Source organism: Pseudomonas sp. ZS1P83, assembly GCF_054897825.1.
The window spans coordinates 1,623,441-1,642,390 of record NZ_CM142706.1 but is presented as its reverse complement, the minus strand read 5'-3'; the positions used below and the strand labels follow the sequence as shown (position 1 = coordinate 1,642,390).

Genomic DNA, 18,950 nt, shown 5'->3' with positions numbered 1-18,950 from the left:
TGGGTAAATCCTATTTGGAATAGCGGCGAATGGCTTCGAGAAGCTCATCGACGCCTTTCGCTCTTTCTTCGTTGCTGAGTGTCGGATTCGCGACGTGTTCACGAGCGTGGTCTTCGATGATTTCATCCATCAGCCCATTGATAGCGCCACGGGTTGAAGCGACCAAAAGCAAGGTCTTCGAGCAGTCTTCATCAGAATCGAGCGCTCGCTCAATTGCCTGAATTTGCCCAGCGATTCGTTTTACGCGTTTAAGAAGATTATCTTTACTCGATCTAACATGCCCCATACCATACTCCCCCTACCTATATTAAAGACATGATCACACGTCCCAGCTAGGTAGACAAGCAGGTCAACGCTTCCGACCGGCAGCATTGCGGTATTTGAACCTGAGATCTGAAAAGTGAGCACATCGACTTCGCTGGTCAAAACCAATGCAAACCGATGGTCAGCTTCCCACTTCAATCATTCGATGGAAGGCGCAGCGCCTATTCCTTGAGCTGCCATTGCCTATGGTTTAGGATCGAGCATGTATCCTCCCAGGGGGGATACATGCTCATCCATAAAGGCGAAGCTAGTAATTCGCTTCCTTCCGAGAAAAGTTCGGCAACCACCTGGTCACGCACTTCACCACTTGAGATCTTTCATGCTGAAAATCCTAGCCAATCGAACTTACCGTCACCTCTTCCTGGCCCAAGTGATTGCGCTCATAGGAACTGGTCTTGCCACTGTCGCGCTGGGCCTACTGGCGTTCGATCTCGCAGGTGCCCAAGCGGGCGCTGTCCTCGGTACAGCATTGGCGATCAAGATGACGGCCTACATCGGCGTTGCCCCCATTGCAGCGGCTTTTGCAGAGCGTCTACCCCGTCGAGCAATGTTGGTTTCGCTGGATTTGGTGCGAGCGCTGGTCGCGCTTGCTCTGCCGTTCGTGACGGAAGTCTGGCAAATCTACGTATTGATTTTCGTCCTTCAGTCCGCTTCGGCAGCGTTCACCCCAACGTTCCAGGCGACCATTCCAGACATACTGCCGGATGAAGACGACTACACCCGTGCCTTGTCGCTATCGCGTCTGGCCTACGATCTTGAAAGTGTCGCGAGCCCAATGCTCGCCGCCGCGTTGCTCACCGTGATCAGCTTCCACAATCTGTTCGCCGGCACTGTCATCGGGTTCCTTGCCTCAGCGGCCCTGGTCGCCACAGTGCTGCTGCCCAAGGCGAAGCAGACGCCGCGACGCAGCATCTACGAGCGAACTACCCGTGGCATGCGCATATTCCTAGCCACCCCCCGTCTACGGGGGCTTCTGGCTCTCAATCTGACGGTAGCTGCCGCCAGCGCCATGGTTATCGTCAATACGGTAGTGCTGGTGCAGTCGCGCTTCGCTCTGCCGCAGAGTTCTACGGCATTGGCGCTGGCCGCGTTTGGCGGCGGCTCCATGATCGCTGCCTTGGTCTTGCCTCGCCTGTTGAAAAACATCAAAGACCGGACGGCCATGCTGTTTGGCGGAGGGATTTTGGTCGCAGGCTTGGCCGCTGGCATCAACCTGACCACCTACAACTTCCTGTTGCCTCTGTGGATGGTGCTCGGCGTGGGCTATTCCCTAGCGCAGACCCCAAGCGGTCGACTTTTGCGTCGCTCGGCACATGCCGAAGATCGCCCAGCGCTGTTTGCCGCCCAATTTGCGCTATCCCATGCCTGCTGGTTGATTACCTACCCCTTGGCGGGATGGCTGGGTGCCAACATCAGCCTCACTGCGTCGTTTGTTGGGCTCGTTGTCGTGGCAGGTAGCGCATTGGCGGTCAGCATTGTGATCTGGCGTCCTGCTCATGACCAAGAGTCGATCAAACACACCCATGAGAACCTGCCAGACGATCACTCTCACCTCGACGGTCAAGATGGCGTGGATCACGAACACCCGTATGTCATCGATGATCAGCATCGCAGATGGCCGAATTGACGGGGCGCAGGGCGTTCAAGATCTGCTGAGTCTGATCGAACACAAAATTTAGCAACCTATGCCACAAGACCCTGATTTACATCTGCCCGCGGTGACCTCCGGACAATAGGGTGATACGCAGAAAACATTGGAAAAGATCATGAATTTCTCCCTGTTAAAAGAAGTTTTTGCGGGCTTCCTCCGCACACGCCACATCGCCCGCCACTTCCGGCGACTTGCATTACTGGAATCACTGGCCCAAACCGGTGTCAGCCGCGAAGTGCCTGCTACGCTCGCGCAAACGCTTGTTGCGGCCGCCAAGAGTGACGCGGGCTCACTGCTCAAAACGCTCGACACCCATGCTGCTGGCCTAAGCGAAAGCCAAGCCGACGCGATTCGCGAGCGGGTCGGCCCGAACGAGGTCGAGCACGAAAAACCACTGCGCTGGTGGCTGCACCTGTGGTACTGCTACAAGAACCCGTTCAACCTGCTGCTGTCCCTGCTGGCTGTCGTCTCCTATGTCACTGCGGACATGAAGGCCACAATCGTTATCGGCACGATGGTGGTGCTCTCGACCTTGCTACGCTTCTGGCAGGAAGCCAAATCAAACAAGGCGGCCGATGCGCTCAAGGCAATGGTCAGCAACACCGCGACCGTGATGCGGCGCGATCTTTCCGAAGATAGCGCCGGGGTTACCCAAAAGTATTTCGATATAGCATTGCATCCCGACGCAGCTCGGCGTGTTGAAGTCCCGATCAATCTGCTGGTGCCGGGGGACATGATCGTACTGTCGGCGGGCGATATGATTCCAGCCGACTGCCGTCTGCTCATGGCAAAGGATCTGTTCGTCGCGCAGGCGGCGATGACGGGAGAGTCGATGCCGGTGGAGAAATTCACCGAGTTGCGCGATGCCAAGATCATCAGCCCCCTCGAAATCGACAACATTCTGTTCATGGGTACCAACGTGGTTTCCGGCTCGGCCACGGCCGTGATTGTCGGCACCGGCAACGACACATATTTCGGGGCACTGGCCACCCGCGTTACCGCCATCGACCGCGCCCCGACTGCTTTCCAGCTCGGCGTGAACAAGGTGAGCTGGCTGCTGATCCGCTTTATGTTCGTCATGGCACCGCTGGTACTTTTCATCAACGGTTTCACCAAGGGCGACTGGATGGAGGCGCTGCTGTTCGCACTGTCCATTGCTGTGGGCCTAACGCCCGAGATGTTGCCAATGATCGTCACCTCGACGTTGGCCAGAGGCGCGGTGAACCTGTCGCGCAAAAAAGTCATCGTCAAACGTCTCGATGCGATCCAGAACTTCGGCGCGATGGACGTGCTGTGCACCGACAAGACCGGCACGCTGACACAGGACAAGATTTTCCTGTCGCGCCATACCGATGTCTGGGGTGAAGAATCAGATGATGTGCTGGAGATGGCCTATCTCAACAGCTATTACCAGACTGGCCTGAAAAACTTGCTGGACGTGGCGGTACTGGAACATATCGAAGTGCATCAGGAGCTGAACCCTACACGGAACTACCGCAAGGTCGATGAAATCCCCTTCGACTTCACCCGTCGTCGCATGTCGGTGGTGGTTTCGGAGCGTGAGGATCTGCAAGGGCGCGGTCGAGGAAGTCCTGTCGGTCTGCACCCAGGTGCGCCACGGTGAGTTGGTCGAACCTCTGTCGCCGGAACTGCTGGAACGTATCCGAAGAGTGACATCCGACCTGAACGAAGAAGGTCTGCGCGTGGTAGCAGTCGCGGCCAAGGAGTTGCCGCCGAGGAAGGAAGTCTATGGTTTGGCTGACGAACGCGAACTGACGCTGATCGGCTACGTCGCTTTCCTCGATCCGCCGAAGGAGTCCACGGCGCCGGCGCTGCGGGCTCTGGCTGAGCATGGCGTGATGGTGAAAGTTTTGACCGGCGACAACGAGCTGGTCACGGCAAAAATTTGCCGCGAAGTGGGGCTGGAGCAGCAAGGGGTATTGCTGGGTAACGACGTCGAGCGTATGAGCGATGTCGAACTAGCCAAGGAAGTCGAAATACACAATGTGTTCGCCAAACTCACACCAGCCCACAAGGAGCGTATCGTTCGCTTGCTAAAAGCCAATGGACATGTGGTGGGCTTCATGGGCGACGGTATCAACGACGCGCCCGCGCTGCGCGCTGCGGACATCGGCATCTCGGTGGACACAGCGGTGGACATCGCTAAGGAAGCGGCCGACATCATCCTGCTGGAAAAGAGCCTGATGGTGCTGGAAGAAGGTGTGCTGGAGGGCCGCCGGACGTTTGCCAACATGCTTAAGTACATCAAGATGACGGCCAGCTCGAACTTCGGCAACGTCTTCTCGGTGCTGGTGGCATCCGCCTTCATCCCTTTCCTGCCGATGCTGCCGATGCACCTGCTGGTGCAGAATCTGCTCTATGACATTTCACAGATCGCCATTCCCTTCGACAACGTGGATGAGGAACTGCTCAAGCAACCGCAACGCTGGCAGTCCGGCGATGTTGGACGATTCATGGTGTTTTTCGGCCCGATCAGCTCGATCTTCGATCTCGTCACCTACACGATGATGTGGTTCGTATTCAGCGCCAATACACCACAAGCGCAAACACTCTTTCAGTCTGGCTGGTTCATCGTCGGCCTGCTGACGCAAACGCTGGTCGTGCACATGATCCGTACACCAAAGATCCCGTTCTTCCAGAGCCGCGCCTCGACACCACTGATGGTGATGACTGGCGTCACCATGGCGGTTGGTATTTTCTTACCGATGGGCCCACTGGCGCACTACTTCAAGTTGCAGGCCCTTCCTCCGCTGTACTTCGTATTCTTGCCCTTGATCCTGCTGGGGTACATGGGACTGACCCAAGCCATGAAGAGCTTCTACACCCGCCGCTTCGGGTGGCAATAAGAGCGAGTACCCAAATCAACCGTTAGGCGGCTTGGTATGGTTTGAGCATCGCCGATGTGCAGGCGATGGTGTCGACTGTCATTGGCGACACCAATTTGGGTGCTGCAGGAATAACCAGAACTCGACAATGGGTGCGGTTTTCATAGGCCGTGCCCCTGAGGGCGCGCACTTGGCTCTGTCGTAGCGTGTGCCAAATGATCCGTTTGACACTCAGATAGAGCGGCCGCAACTACCACTTTTGTCGCCATTGCTTTGGTGAACACTCCGATTTCTAAATGCGCGTGAAAATTCGCGCCAGTCTCAGACTGGCGCGCTTGCCACTATCCTCCCCAGGGGGATAGGATGTATGCGTAAATCATCCGGCCAAGAGGTCAGGTCATGAGCGAACACGATCATCCCCACCAGAGCCATGACGACATGACGACATGACGACATGATCAAACAGCTTAAACGGGCTGAAGGCCACCTCAAGAGCATCATCATGCTGGAAGAGGGACGCAACCTAGCCGCGACAGACCGTCGAAAGCGCGATCAGCAACACCACGAAAACCATGGTGCATGACCACACGACCATTTCCTTGAGCTACAAGTGCACTCGGACGCCGACTCGACGAAAGACACGCTTGAATCAGCGAGTATTTGTGAGGAGTAGAGCTTGATGAAAAAAATTCTCGACTGGCTTGGTTTTGGAGACCAGAAACGTGAGCGCGGGCACGGCGGAAGCGGTCATGATCACAGCGGCAGTTCGCATGGCCACACTCACGGAGTGATCGACGCTACGATTGCGACTACCAGTCGAGGCATCTGGGCCATCAAGTGGTCTTTTATCATCCTCGCCATTACATCGGTGTTGCAGATTGGGGTCTTCCTAGCAACGGGGTCGGTCGCTTTGCTCGCGGACACGATCCACAATGTGGGCGACGCAACGACAGCTATTCCGCTCTGGATCGCCTTCGTGCTTGCTCGCCGCAAACCGAGTAGCACCTTCACTTACGGCTATGGTCGAGTCGAGGACTTGGCAGGGATTTTGATCGTTTTGATCATTCTCTTCAGCGCGGTGATCGCCGGATATGCGGCTATCAACCGCCTGATCCACCCGCAGCCGATCACACAACTTCTTTGGGTCGGCATTGCCGGCGTCATTGGTTTTGTCGGCAACGAGGTGGTGGCCGTTTTCCGTATCCGCGTCGGTCGCGAGATCGAAAGCGCCGCGCTGATCGCCGACGGCTATCATGCCCGCACGGATGGCCTGACCAGTTTGGCAGTGGTTCTCGGTGCGGTCGGCGTATGGGCCGGTTTTCCCCTTGCTGATCCGATCATCGGCCTGTTAATCACAATTGCCATTCTTGGAATTGTTTGGCAATCCTCGAAAGCCGTACTGACGCGCATGCTTGATGGCGTCGAACCGGGAGTCATAGAGGAAATCCGTCACGCGGCTGAGCATGTCCCGGGGGTTAAGCGGATCATCAATACGCGGGCACGCTGGATCGGTCACCGACTACATGCGGACGTAGTGATCGACGTCGGTAACGATCTATCTCTGACCGAAGCAAAAGGCATCGTCTCATCGCTACATCAAGAGTTACTCGGTCACCTGCCGGCACTCAGAACTGCGAGCATTACTTTTGGTGCTGCAGATGCTGTCGCAGACTCGTTTTCCGACTCAGACTTGCACGTGCACCATCACGCACCAGAACCGTTCAAAGTCGTTTGCAATCTGGTAGAAGGCAGTCTTGAGATCGTAGACACCCCACAAGGCGAGCGGATGCAGCTGACCCTACGCCGTCCCGTTGAAGGGCTGCAAGCTTCGGTTAGCATTAAGCGACCAGGGCTGACGAGGGAAACGCTTCCTCTCTCCCCCATGCCCGGAGATGCGACCTATCAGAGTGCTGTAGCGCCTGAAGAGCCACACGAGTTTGAGGCCGAGTTGCAACTCTGGGCAGGAGACCAGAGGGAAACTCTTTGCTTTCAAATGAGAGAGCCAGACCATGATCATTGACCTTGCGAGAGATCGTAAACAACATCAACTTGATCGGCGATGAAGATGAATGTCCGGCCTTTTTCATGAACACGTTCACCTGGCTAAGGCGGGCTAAGTGCAATAGACCAAAGGTTAGACCAGGAAACGGAGGGCTTGCAGCGCCGCAAGGTGACCCGGATAGAACCAGTAGCCCCACTGCCGCACGGGCCAGACCTTGAGGGTGAACGTCTGGCACAAAAGCCAGAGTCCGATCAGGGGAGCGGCAAAAGCGGTGCTCAAGGCCAGCAATGAATAGATTTCCAAGTCCATCGCCCGGGTCACTATGCTGCTGCGAGTGTTGCTCAACAGGCATAGAGCTGCTGGCAGCAACCAAAGAACACCGGGCCTCTTGATCGCTAACAAGACAGCCGCAGGAACGAGTGCCCCGTAAAATCCATACATCAAAGGATCGTCCAGCACATAGGCAATTGCGGCGGCAATTAACGCCATAGCACCACTCAACAGCGTGCGATGCTGCCATCCCCAAGCAATCACCAATCCCAACGCCAAGGTGACCAGCACATTAAATGATCCCGAGGTGCTGATGTAGTGATAAGGCACTTCTGAAATGGCGGCGAACAACAGCATCAACGCGAGGTATCGACCATTCGAGACAGTCACCAATGCGCCCGGTTTCGAGCGCGCCACGTTGGCCGCAATGGCGACACAGAAAAGCGGAAAAGAGAGTCGCCCCGGAATGAACAGAGTGCTCATCTCCGGCCACACCAAGCGCAGGTGGTCGATGACCATGGTCAGCATCGCCAGCCACTTGATCAAATCCAGGCTGCTGCTTCGGTTCTTGAGTGAGGATTGTTGGATTGTGTGCGCCATCGTCATGCCCACCCCCGCGTGACTGCGGTCAGCACGAGATAACGCACGCCCTTGGCCAGCGTGACGATCAACAGAAAGCTCCAGAGTGGCTCGCGCATCGCACCGGCGACGACCGTCAGCGGATCGCCAATGATGGGTACCCAACTCAGCAGTAATGACCAGCGCCCGTAGCGCAGATAGGACTGCTGGGCCTTTTCGAGCTTGTTCTCGCTCACCGGGAACCATTGCTTTTGGCGAAATCGTTCAATAGAACGACCGAGAATCCAGTTCAGTGCAGAACCGAGAACGTTGCCGAAGGTGGCGACCGCCAATAGCGTAGAAGCCACGTATTGGTCGGAGAGCAACATCCCGACCAACACTGCTTCAGACTGCATTGGCAATAACGTGGCGGCACCGAATGCCGCCAGGAACAGACCAACGTAGCTGGTGAGTTCAAACACTTAAGCGTCGCCTTATGCGTTCAGACCGATCCAGCCATGGATGCCCACGTAGAGGCCGACTCCGATGATCAGCGCGCTGGACAGATAAGGTGCGCGACGAGCAACGGTGCCCAACCACGGCCAGCGGTTGGAGGCCTGCTTGGCACCAATGGCTGCCGCCGCACCGACAGATACCAACGTGAGCGCCAAACCAATGCTGAAGCACAGGACGAGCACACCACCCAAGGCGACTTCTTTGACCTGAAGACAGAGCAGCAGCACGGTGATAGCAGCTGGGCACGGAATGAGCCCACCCGTCAAACCGAACATGACGATCTGTCCCGTGGTGACTTCGCGGTTGGTGAAGCGCTTGCGAATATCGTTGGCATGTGCGCGCTCATGCGCATCCTGATAGCCATCAATCGACAACTCCAGGCCTTCCAGTTCGGAATGCCCGTGCCCGTGCCCGTGATCATGCTCCTGGTATTCCAGGTCGTAATCATGGGAATGGCCCGCATGCCCAAGACTCAAGCGAGCACTGAACTCATGAGGCTCCGGGATATCGACTGCCGACGCCAAAAAGCCTTCGCGCTCGACGAAAGAGAACGATTGAGTGCTGCCGTCTGGACGAGTAGTAGTGAGACGAACGTCTGAAGCAGGCCACGCATGCCCGGTCAACGCTTTCAGGCGCCAGTGTGGCGGCATGCCCTCTTCGAATATCGACAGTTCGATACGGCCATGGCCGGTATCGACTCGGTGGGTTTCATCATGATGACCATGGTCATGCTCGTCGTGTTGGTGGTCACCACCTTGCTCGAACTTGAACATCTGCTCACCGCGCCAAGTACGCCACAGCATCCAAAGCGCAATCACAATGATCAGTGCAGAAGACGCGAGCTGGAAGTAAGGCTCAGTGGTTTGAGCGTCCAGACCTTTGCCCAGGTACATGCCGCCGATGGCGACCAACCACACCACGGCAGTGTGTGACAGCGTAGCAGCCAGGCCCAACAAAACGGCCTGTTTTACCGAGCCACGGATGGCCACGATGAAGGCCGCCATCATGGTTTTTGAATGGCCCGGTTCCAGGCCATGCAAGGCACCGAGCAAAATAGCACTCGGGAAATACAGCCAGGCGTGAGCCCCACCTTGTTGCAGCAGTTCAGCGAAATTGGGCATGTCAGACCTAGAGGTACTTGGTGATTTGTTTGAATGCTTCTAGCGGTGCACGCTCGCCATTGCTCAATGCCGAGACAGTGTTCTCCAGGCAATGATCAATGTGATCCTGGATAAGCGTGCGCTTGGCCTGACACACCGCTTTTTCGACCGCATGCAACTGCTGAGCAATGTCGACACACTCACGACCTTCTTCGATCATGGTGATGATGCTGCGCAGATGACCGTCCGCACGTTTAAGCCGTTTGATAATCGCTTCGTGGCTTTGGTGGGTATGCGGATGGGTGTGTTCCTGCTCATTCATGACTTGAGCCTCTGGCCTCAATGAATTACGCTTGCATCCTATCCCCCAAGGGGGATATGGTCAAACGTATAGCGACCACAACAAACGAGTTAAAACACGGACACTATGCTCAGTAGATCCCTGACAACGACGGTGGTAATCGCGCTTGCTCTCGCCATGTTTGTGGCTTGGGCCGGGCATACCTATACGTTGTCAGTGATGTCGAAACAGCCAGCCTGGGAGATTGCGCAAGACGCCTATCACTCCCATGACGAGCAAGCAGAGATGTCGTGTGCGAGCTGTTCGGATCACTATCACTCCCCATTGACCCCTGACCACCAGCACGAAACGCCACAGCTCAGTTCTGTGTTGACTTTGTCTGCGCAGCCGAAGCTATCCATGCGGGTCGATGCCCTGCGCTATTCCGTTCCTCGTCCGCCGATTTTCTTAATCGAGCGTCCACCCCGTCCTTCGTTCGCATCCTGACCATGGCCGTACTGCGGCCTTTGATCCCTGCAACGTAGGATTGATCTATGTATTCGCACTCGATGAGCGGCGTTGACGCATTTACTGCGCCTTCGCGTCGCCTGCTACTGCTGTTGTTTTTATTTGTCGCGGCACTTTTCCTCGCAATGCCCGAGGCGATGGCTCATGCCGTCGCGGAAGGTGATAAGGGGTTCATCCAGGAAAGCTCCGGCGTCATGTTGTTGCCCTTCATCTATATGGGCGCCAAGCACATGATGACGGGCTACGACCACCTGCTGTTTTTGTTCGGAGTGATCTTCTTTCTCTACCGCCTGAAAGACGTGGGGCTCTATGTCACGCTATTCGCTGTAGGCCACTCGGTCACGCTACTGCTGGGCGTGCTGACCGAGATCAGCATCAGCTCCTACATCATCGACGCCATCATTGGTTTCTCGGTGGTGTACAAGGCACTCGATAACCTGGGCGCATTCCAGCGCTGGTTCGGTTTCCAACCCAACACCAAGGTGGCCACGCTGATCTTCGGCCTGCTCCATGGTTTCGGTCTGGCCACCAAGATTCAGGAGTACGAGATCTCGCCTGATGGCCTGATTCCGAACCTGATCGCCTTCAACGTTGGTGTCGAGATCGGCCAATTGCTGGCCCTCAGCGCGATTCTCATTTTGATGGGGTATTGGCGGCGCACCGGCAGTTTCTGGCGCCACGCCTATACCACCAACGTCGCCATGATGAGTGCCGGTTTCCTCCTGATGGGTTACCAGATCACCGGACTGTTTGTCTCCGCGTAAGGAATTCTGACCATGTTCAATACTCCGCTTCCAACTGTTAATGAATTGCCCAGCACTCGCAAACTGGTGCGCTCGACTGTCATCGCACTGCTGACAGCAGTCGGCTTGCTGGTGACCGTTGTCATGCCTTCGGAATACGCCATTGACCCAACGGGTGTAGGCCGCGCACTGGGGCTGACGCAGATGGGCGAACTGAAAATCACCCTCTCACAGGAAGCCTTGGCGGATACCGCCCCACCGCAACCGACAGCGGTAGCTCCAGCTCCGGCTCCGGCTCCGGCTCCGCAAGTTGCGCAGATTGCGCAAATCCAACCTGCTGCGAAACCTGCCGCTCAGCCAGTGGTGACGCCTACCCCAGCTTTGAAGACCAATCAAATGACCGTCACGCTCAAGCCAGGTGAAGGGACAGAAATCAAACTGGAAATGCTGAAGAACAAGACTGTCAGCTATGAATGGACAGCAGCCGGTGGGCCTGTGAACTACGACACTCATGGTGAGCCCTACAACGGTGAAAAGGGTTACTTCCACAGCTACAACAAGGGCAAGCAGGTCAACAGTGATAAAGGTGAATTCACCGCCATTTTTGACGGCACTCACGGCTGGTTTTGGCGTAATCGCAGCGGCAACGACGTGACGATCTCACTGAGTGCTACCGGTGATTACCTGAGCGTTAAGCAGTAATCGCAGGAGCTAGCGCTCCTACCAAGGGGGAAGGAGCGCTTTAATCGAATATACAACTCCATAATCTCTTGGAAATACACGTATGAAAACTTCAGCAACGGTGTTCCGTTCAGTTCTTCTGATCTGCTTTCTGGGTCTGATGACCGCATGTAGCGGTGGTGAGAAAGACGCGGGATCGGAAAGTGCGGCATTTTACTTAGATCGCCGTCAATAGCTCTTTGGTTGCGATAAATTAACGCTCTTCCTGCTGAGCAAAGTGCTTTTTCAGAATCAACACTCACATTCAAACACCTTTAGTCGCACTACTCTTTCCAACATATATCAAACCCAAGCATTTAACTCGGCGCTCAAGTCGACGCATTCAATTCCAGTGCCGCTGCAAAAGTAGCGCAAGACCTCTGCCAAAGTGACCGGGAGCTTACAAACCACATCGCTGCAACTTCCAATCGGTAACTGGCGATTATGTGTCACTGGATGATCGAACCCTTACGGATTAAGTAGTGTGTTCCTCTAGAGAGTATCGCAACCTGACACAACTGTAATATTGGCCTAAGCTTCCTGACAGGGGAAAGTCTTATAGTCCTATTGAGCTTTAAGCTCACCCCTAAGAATCAACGCTTGATGTGGATTCAGGGGTTACCGAATACTCATCCGAGGAAACCCAAATGAACCCTATCAAATCCTTGTTCATCATTGCTGCTTTGAGCATCTCTTCTTTGGCTATGGCTGAAGGCGGTGGTGACCGGGCTTTCGCACGCATGGAAGCGGCCAGGAATAATTCGATTGAATCGTACCAAGTAGCTCAAACGCAAAGCTCCCAACCTCCCGTCGCAGAAAGCAAAGCCAAAGTGATGGACCACAAAAGTTGCTAAATAGCTGGGTACATTCCCAAGCTGACAGAAATGTAATCACTGTGGTGGTTTAAATGTGGCAATTTCTGAGCTCGCTTGCCGTAAGAGTTCGTTTTTTGTGACGGTGGGCGAAGCTCATCCGGGCAACTCATTGGTTGTTTCGCACGGCTTCCCTTTGACTGATTGGACATAAAACGGCATGCATTCCAAAACCTCTAGGCGGACATTCGTAAAAGGCTTGGCCGCTGGTGGCATTCTCGGCGGTCTTGGTCTGTGGCGCACGCCTGTATGGGCAGTGACCAGCCCTGGTTTTCCGAGCGTACTTACCGGTAACGAGTTTGATCTGTTTATTGGTGAAACCCCGGTAAACATCACCGGCTCGGCGCGCACGGCCATGACCATCAATGGCTCATTACCCGGACCTTTGCTGCGCTGGCGCGAGGGAGACACAGTCACGCTTCGCGTAAAAAATCGCCTAGATCAGGACACCTCCATTCATTGGCACGGGATCATTCTTCCGGCCAACATGGACGGGGTGCCTGGCTTGAGTTTCCACGGCATCGCACCCGACGGCATGTACGAGTACAAATTCAAGGTGCATCAAAACGGTACGTACTGGTACCACAGCCATTCGGGGTTACAGGAACAGGCTGGCGTTTACGGCCCAATCGTCATCGACTCGAAAGAGCCTGAACCCTTTCAATACCACCGCGACTATGTGGTGATGTTGACTGACTGGACCGATGAAGATCCTGCTCGCGTCATGGCCAAGCTCAAGAAGCAATCAGACTATTACAACCACCACAAACGGACCGTTGGCGACTTCATCGACGATGTCAGCAAGGAAGGTTGGTCTGCTGCCGTGGCCGATCGGAAGATGTGGGCTGAAATGAAAATGAACCCCACTGATCTCGCAGACGTCAGTGGGGATACTTATACCTACCTTATGAATGGCCAGGCGCCTAACGGTAACTGGACCGGTATTTTCAAACCGGGCGAAAAGCTGCGCCTGCGCTTCATCAATGGCTCGGGTATGAGCTATTTCGACGTCCGTATTCCTGGTTTGAAAATGACCGTTGTGGCCGCTGACGGACAACATGTCAAACCAGTCAGCGTCGACGAATTCCGCATCGCGGTGGCAGAAACGTATGACGTAATCGTAGAACCTGCCAACGAAGAGGCTTACACCATCTTCGCCCAGTCAATGGATAGAACCGGGTATGCACGCGGTACCCTTGCCGTTCGCGAAGGATTACAGGCACAGGTGCCTGCGACTGATCCTCGGCCTCTTTTGACCATGGATGACATGGGAATGGGCGGGATGGCGGGCATGGACCATGGCAGCATGGCGGGCATGGGCGGGGGCGATATGAAACAAGGTGACATGTCCGGGATGACAGGCATGGACCACAGCAAGATGTCCGGTATGGACCAAGGTGGCATGACTGGGATGACCGGTATGGACAGCGGTGACATGACTAACATGGCCGGCATGGACCACAGCAAGATGGCGGGCATGGACAAAGGCGACATGGCCGGAATGGATCACAGCAAGATGGCAGGGATGGGCAGTGGTGATATGTCGGGAATGGCTGGCATGGGCAGTATGGGTGGCGAAATGCAGACTCACCCGACTTCCGAAACCAACAACCCCCTGGTTGACATGCAAGCCATGAACCCAACGCCAAAGCTAAACGATCCAGGTATCGGGTTGAGGAACAATGGTCGTCGAGTACTCACCTATTCTGATCTGAAAAGCACTTTCCAAGACCCTGACGGCCGCGAGCCCAATCGCACCATTGAGCTTCATCTTACCGGTCATATGGAGAAATTTTCGTGGTCCTTCAACGGCATCAAATTCTCTGACGCCGAGCCGCTTCGCCTGAAGTATGGGGAACGTCTGCGTATCACCCTAGTGAACGACACCATGATGACTCATCCCATCCACCTTCACGGTATGTGGAGTGACCTTGAGGATGAGAGCGGCAAGTTCATGGTGCGCAAGCACACTATCGATATGCCACCAGGCACCAAGCGCAGCTATCGAGTTACCGCTGACGCATTAGGTCGCTGGGCCTACCACTGCCACCTGCTTTTCCATATGGAAATGGGCATGTTCCGTGAAGTACGGGTTGATGAGTAAAGGAGACGATCTGTGAGCGAATACCTAAATCGTAAATCGCTGGTGGGTTGCCTCTTTGCCATTGGCCTGTTGGGTGGAATCTCATCCGTGGCACTGGCAGGGGATGATAGTAGTGACCTTTCACCTGCGACTCCTGCGAAAGCAACGAATCAGCCCGCACCTACGGCAACTGAGTCAAAGCCCGATCACGGGTCAATGGACCACAGCAAGAAGCGCCATGAGTCGATGGATCATGACCCAAAAACCAAAAAGGCAGATTGAGATCATGACCAGCAAATTCATACGCCCAACGCTGTTAGCACTGGCAGTCTCTACCAGTCCTGCTTTCTTGGTCATGGCCCAGGCGGCAGAAGAGATGGATCATTCGATGGCAATGCCATCAGGTGCGAATTCAAAGCCTTCGTCCGCGCAACAACCCAAGCCTGCCCATGCGAAAGATGGCGTGATGGATCACTCCAAGATGGACCACGGCTCAATGGGAGCTATGGACCATAGCAAGATGGGGGCAATGGATCACAGCAAGATGAGCATGGACGATGGAGCAATGGACGGTATGGAAAGTATGGATGAAGGGGCTACCACCACCAGCCGAACTCCAATCCCTGTACTGACCGACGCTGACCGTGCAGCCGCGTTCCCAGGTGTGGCTGGGCATGGTGTTCACGACAAGAAGGTCAACTCCTTCATGCTGCTGGATAAGTTCGAATATCAAGATGCCGACAATGGCAGTGCACTGAGTTGGGACGCAAAAGGATGGATTGGTGGCGACATTGACCGTCTGTGGCTGCGCTCTGAAGGTGAGCGCACCAATGGCGTCACCGAAAGCGCTGAACTTCAAGCGTTATGGGGACACTCTATCGGTCCTTGGTGGGATGTCGTCACTGGCATTCGTCAAGATTTCAAACCAGGGTCGCCGCAGACTTGGGGAGCGTTCGGGATTCAGGGCATGGCCCTCTACAACTTCGAAACAGAAGCGACCGCCTACATCGGCGAGAACGGTCAGACCGCCGCGCGGTTCGAGGGTGACTACGATATTTTGCTCACTAATCGCCTGATTTTGCAGCCAACCGCCGAAGCAAATTTCTACGGAAAAAATGATCCTCAACGTGGCATTGGCTCCGGACTGGCCAACACCGAGGTGGGTTTGCGGTTGCGCTATGAAATTGTCCGTCAGTTCGCGCCCTATATCGGTGTTTCCTGGAATCGCTCCTATGGAAAGACAGCCGACCTGGCCAGCGATGAGGGGGAAAATACTAACGAGGCGAAATTTGTAGCCGGTATTCGGATGTGGTTCTGAATGGTTTGAGTAACGCCACTACGAATTTTGAATGATCGAGAAGTCGCTTTCTCCACTCTAGGGTAAGCGCTTCGATTGAACCGAAGCAGCGGGATTGAACGCTCGAGTCAGAGCTTGTCTTCTATCCGAAGGTATCCCGACGCAGCCAGGCAAGAGGAAAAATTAATGACAGCTAACTTCCGACTCTCAAGTCGCTTTCTGCGTATCGCAACGTTCGCAGCACTATTCATCGGTTCTACCGCTCAAGCAGCACAGGCGCTGACCATCGATGTTCATCGAGATGCAAACTGCGGATGCTGTAAAAAATGGATTCAGCACCTACAGGCAAACGGTTTCACCGTCATTGACCATGTAGAAACCAACATGAGCGCCGTCAAGCAGGATCTCGGTGTTGCTCCACGACTCTCGTCCTGCCACACAGCAATGATCAATGGAAAGTTTGTTGAGGGTCACGTGCCCGCCGAGCAAATCATTGCGATGAGCAAACGTGACGACCTTCTCGGGATCGCTGTTCCTGGCATGCCGGCTGGCTCTCCTGGCATGGAAGTCAACGGAAAACATGATGCTTACCAGGTAATCGGCTTACCCAAAGCAGGCGCAGACCAGGTCATTGCTGAATACCCTGGAAACTAATCCGGCCCCTTCTCAGGCGGGGCAAACGCAGTTACTGACAAACCAGAGCGTCGCGCCCTTATGTCAAGTTCCCTCAGTCATCTTGCTCACCCAAGGAAGATCGTATCCACTTCAAAAACCATAGATCATTTGGTAACAGTGTCTAGGTTCTTAAACAACGTCAGTTTCGATGGCAGGGGCAAGGTCGACCATAAAAGCTTCATGACCTGCGCGCAATGGAGTCGCGTGCAGCAAAAAGCCCGGGAGCCTTCCCACAGCTCCGGCGGCGGCTATTAGCCTAAGACCTCAGTGCCATGCGAAGAAAAGCCCCGGCGAACCGGGGCTGCAAGCGCACTATCAATCTGACTTCTGGCTGCGTGCAGGCCGGCTTGATCTGGCCTTGTAGCCGGGAAGAGAGGCCGCAAAGGCCAGTGCTTCCTCTCTGCTGCCAAAGGCTCCAAGCCGGTCACCTTTGGTGCACACCCGCCACGGGCCGTTGTTCACGCTGAGTACGTCATAACCGTTCATGTGCATTTTGGTCAGCATCGGAACGCTCATAGTCACCTCCATTTCGGCAGTGATGGTCCTGGATTCACCTGAATACCTTACACCCGACCTTCATTGAAGTGCCGACCAGACGTCGCGCCAGGAGGGTATCCGTAGAAACCCGACACCACGATGGCTCCATTTCTGGAGGGGTTGTTTGCGTGTCAGCCCTGGTCGCCGCCACCGACCGGCATGATCATGCCGGTGATGTAAGACGCTTCGTCGCTGGCCAGAAACAGAATAGCGCTTGCCTGTTCATCCAGCGTGCCGTAGCGCTTCATCAAACTGCTGTCGAGCGTCTGGTCAACAATCTGCTGATACCAGACCTTCTCTTGCGCACTCTGATCGGCGCTGTTGCGCGGAATGACCCGCGGCGGCGCTTCGGTACCACCGGGCGCGGTGGCATTGACCCGAACCCCACGACCGGCGGTTTCGAATGCCAGGCAAGCAGTCAGCGCGTTGACCCCACCCTTTGCCGCACCGTACGGCACGCGATTGACACTGCGAGTGGCGATGGACGAAACGTTGACGATGGCGCCGCTGCCCTGTTCAAGCATGAACGGCAGCGCGGCATGACAGCACCACAGCGTCGGGAACAGCGAACGGCGGACTTCAGCCTCGATCTGCTGCGCGTCGTAGTGCTCGAAGGGCTTGGCCCAGATCGTCCCGCCGACATTATTGATCAGAATGTCGAGACGATCGAAACGCTCGATAGTGGTTTGCATTACGCGGCTGCATTCGCTGTATTGCTCAAGATCAGCGGTCAACGCCAGCACCTGGCTCACCACCCCCAATTCCTTCTGCACCTCGAATACCAGCTCGGAGCGGTCGACCAGAATCAACCGCGCACCTTCTGCCGCCATGCGTTCAGCAACGCGCCGACCGATGCCTTGGGCGGCTCCGGTAATCAGCGCGACTTTTTCGTGAAATCTGTTCATGTCTCTCTCCCACAACAGCGCGGCTCAGGCCGCGCTGGCGGCAAATTTCTCGTAGTAAAAGTTTGTCGGCGCGATGCCTTTCTCACGGATGAACTGGCTGACGGCTTCGACCATCGGCGGCGGGCCGCACAGGTAGACATCGACGTCGCCTTTGTTCAAATGCCGCGGCTCGATGTGTTGGGTCACGTAGCCCTTGAGCGGGTGCTGACTGTCGGGGTTGGCCACGCACGCACTGAAGCTGAAGTTGGGAATGCGTGCAGCGAAGGCTTCGAGTCGATCCATTTCCACCAAGTCGAAATCGTTGGTCACGCCGTAGATCAAATGCAGCGGATGTTCACTGCCCTGCTCGGCGATTTTTTCCAGCATCGCCGTAAACGGTGCCAGCCCCGTACCACCGGCCAGCAGCAATAACGGACGACGGATATCGCGCAGATAGAAACTGCCCAACGGACCGGCCAGGCTCATGCTGTCACCCGCCTTGGCCATGCCTGTGAGGAAGCTGCTCATCAAGCCGCCGGGCACGTTGCGAATCAGAAAGCTGACCTCGCCGTCACGCTGCAACGAGCTGAACGAATAAGCGCGGGTCTGCTCGCTGCCGGGAATCCCGAGGTTCACGTATTGGCCCGGCAGGAACGCCAGTTTGCTCAGCGCCTCGCCCTTGATCGACAGCGCGATGGTGCTGTCGGACAACTGGCGCACGGCGCTGATGGTGGCGTCATAGCTGGCTTGACGGGTACGGCAAACCTGCGAGGAGGTCGGCACGCGAATCACGCAATCGCTCTGGGCGCGCATCTGGCAGGTCAGGACGAAACCTTGCTCGGCTTCTTCCGGGCTGAGGGCATCTTCGATGTACTCCTCACCCAAATCATAACGACCGGCCTCGGCGAAGCATTTGCAGGTACCGCAAGCGCCATCGCGGCAATCCAGCGGAATATTAATGCCCTGGCGGTACGCGGCATCGGCCACGGTTTCGCCGGCGTTGGCGTCGATGAATCGGGTGACGCCGTCTTCGAAATTGAATGCAATGGAATGAGTCATGACGG

At 55.6% G+C, this 18,950-nt stretch carries 17 protein-coding genes and 2 pseudogenes; 11 read left to right on the top strand and 8 right to left on the bottom strand.

What is annotated here, in order from left to right:
- Positions 1-10: 10 nt before the first annotated feature.
- On the bottom strand, positions 11-286 hold the full coding sequence (locus ACYZT0_RS08020) for a metal/formaldehyde-sensitive transcriptional repressor (RefSeq protein ID WP_462045360.1): 276 nt from the start codon (positions 284-286) through the stop codon (positions 11-13).
- Positions 287-643: 357 nt separating this feature from the next.
- Here ACYZT0_RS08020 and ACYZT0_RS08015 point away from each other — a divergent pair, with 357 nt between their 5' ends.
- The 3 genes and pseudogenes from ACYZT0_RS08015 to ACYZT0_RS08005 all read left to right on the top strand — a co-directional run bounded on the left by ACYZT0_RS08015 (position 644) and on the right by ACYZT0_RS08005 (position 6,841).
- Positions 644-1,951 (top strand): MFS transporter, encoded by a 1,308-nt coding sequence (locus ACYZT0_RS08015; protein ID WP_462045359.1) that lies wholly within the window; start codon positions 644-646, stop codon positions 1,949-1,951.
- Between the two features lie 139 nt (positions 1,952-2,090).
- A pseudogene (gene mgtA / locus ACYZT0_RS08010) lies at positions 2,091-4,842 on the top strand (magnesium-translocating P-type ATPase).
- A gap of 658 nt (positions 4,843-5,500) precedes the next feature.
- Positions 5,501-6,841, top strand: coding sequence for a cation diffusion facilitator family transporter (locus ACYZT0_RS08005; protein WP_462045358.1), 1,341 nt, complete (start codon positions 5,501-5,503; stop codon positions 6,839-6,841).
- A gap of 114 nt (positions 6,842-6,955) precedes the next feature.
- On the opposite strand, the gene ACYZT0_RS08000 is transcribed toward ACYZT0_RS08005, so the two are convergent.
- The 4 genes from ACYZT0_RS08000 to ACYZT0_RS07985 are packed head-to-tail and all read right to left on the bottom strand — an operon-like array spanning position 6,956 to position 9,589.
- Positions 6,956-7,699, bottom strand: coding sequence for a TraX family protein (locus ACYZT0_RS08000; protein ID WP_462045357.1), 744 nt, complete (start codon positions 7,697-7,699; stop codon positions 6,956-6,958).
- Entirely contained in the window at positions 7,696-8,133 is a 438-nt protein-coding gene (locus ACYZT0_RS07995) for a YqaA family protein (RefSeq protein ID WP_462045356.1), read from the bottom strand. The genes ACYZT0_RS08000 and ACYZT0_RS07995 overlap by 4 nt, the downstream gene beginning before the upstream one ends.
- A gap of 12 nt (positions 8,134-8,145) precedes the next feature.
- Complete coding sequence (locus tag ACYZT0_RS07990) at positions 8,146-9,288, bottom strand: nickel/cobalt efflux transporter (RefSeq protein ID WP_462045355.1); 1,143 nt, start codon at positions 9,286-9,288, stop codon at positions 8,146-8,148.
- A gap of 7 nt (positions 9,289-9,295) precedes the next feature.
- On the bottom strand, positions 9,296-9,589 hold the full coding sequence (locus tag ACYZT0_RS07985) for a metal-sensing transcriptional repressor (RefSeq protein WP_462045354.1): 294 nt from the start codon (positions 9,587-9,589) through the stop codon (positions 9,296-9,298).
- Between the two features lie 512 nt (positions 9,590-10,101).
- Between ACYZT0_RS07985 and ACYZT0_RS07980 the strand changes: the two genes are divergently transcribed.
- The 8 genes and pseudogenes from ACYZT0_RS07980 to ACYZT0_RS07945 all read left to right on the top strand — a co-directional run.
- Positions 10,102-10,839, top strand: coding sequence for a HupE/UreJ family protein (locus ACYZT0_RS07980; RefSeq protein WP_462045353.1), 738 nt, complete (start codon positions 10,102-10,104; stop codon positions 10,837-10,839).
- Positions 10,840-10,851: 12 nt separating this feature from the next.
- Complete coding sequence (locus ACYZT0_RS07975) at positions 10,852-11,520, top strand: transmembrane anchor protein (protein WP_462045352.1); 669 nt, start codon at positions 10,852-10,854, stop codon at positions 11,518-11,520.
- Positions 11,521-12,185: 665 nt separating this feature from the next.
- Positions 12,186-12,392 (top strand): co-regulatory protein PtrA N-terminal domain-containing protein, encoded by a 207-nt coding sequence (locus ACYZT0_RS07970; protein ID WP_462045351.1) that lies wholly within the window; start codon positions 12,186-12,188, stop codon positions 12,390-12,392.
- 178 nt (positions 12,393-12,570) lie between these two features.
- Entirely contained in the window at positions 12,571-14,514 is a 1,944-nt protein-coding gene (locus ACYZT0_RS07965) for a copper resistance system multicopper oxidase (protein WP_462045350.1), read from the top strand.
- A 12-nt stretch (positions 14,515-14,526) separates the two neighbouring features.
- Complete coding sequence (locus ACYZT0_RS07960; protein ID WP_462045349.1) at positions 14,527-14,775, top strand: hypothetical protein; 249 nt, start codon at positions 14,527-14,529, stop codon at positions 14,773-14,775.
- Entirely contained in the window at positions 14,747-15,811 is a 1,065-nt protein-coding gene (locus ACYZT0_RS07955; RefSeq protein ID WP_462045348.1) for a copper resistance protein B, read from the top strand. Before ACYZT0_RS07960 ends, ACYZT0_RS07955 begins: the two co-directional genes overlap by 29 nt.
- A gap of 165 nt (positions 15,812-15,976) precedes the next feature.
- Positions 15,977-16,444 carry a DUF411 domain-containing protein gene (locus tag ACYZT0_RS07950; protein WP_462045347.1) on the top strand — a complete coding sequence of 156 codons (468 nt, stop codon included), beginning with the start codon at positions 15,977-15,979 and terminating at the stop codon, positions 16,442-16,444.
- A 156-nt stretch (positions 16,445-16,600) separates the two neighbouring features.
- Positions 16,601-16,720 (top strand): annotated as a pseudogene (locus ACYZT0_RS07945) (osmotically-inducible lipoprotein OsmE); the annotation flags it as partial.
- 60 nt (positions 16,721-16,780) lie between these two features.
- On the opposite strand, the gene ACYZT0_RS07940 reads toward ACYZT0_RS07945, so the two are convergent.
- From ACYZT0_RS07940 to benC, 3 genes are all read right to left on the bottom strand, one after another.
- Entirely contained in the window at positions 16,781-16,981 is a 201-nt protein-coding gene (locus ACYZT0_RS07940; RefSeq protein ID WP_282377869.1) for an SPOR domain-containing protein, read from the bottom strand.
- A gap of 152 nt (positions 16,982-17,133) precedes the next feature.
- Positions 17,134-17,907 carry a 1,6-dihydroxycyclohexa-2,4-diene-1-carboxylate dehydrogenase gene (locus ACYZT0_RS07935; protein WP_462045346.1) on the bottom strand — a complete coding sequence of 258 codons (774 nt, stop codon included), beginning with the start codon at positions 17,905-17,907 and terminating at the stop codon, positions 17,134-17,136.
- 24 nt (positions 17,908-17,931) lie between these two features.
- Entirely contained in the window at positions 17,932-18,945 is a 1,014-nt protein-coding gene (benC, locus tag ACYZT0_RS07930) for a benzoate 1,2-dioxygenase electron transfer component BenC (protein ID WP_462045345.1), read from the bottom strand.
- Between the last annotated feature and the right edge of the window lie 5 nt (positions 18,946-18,950).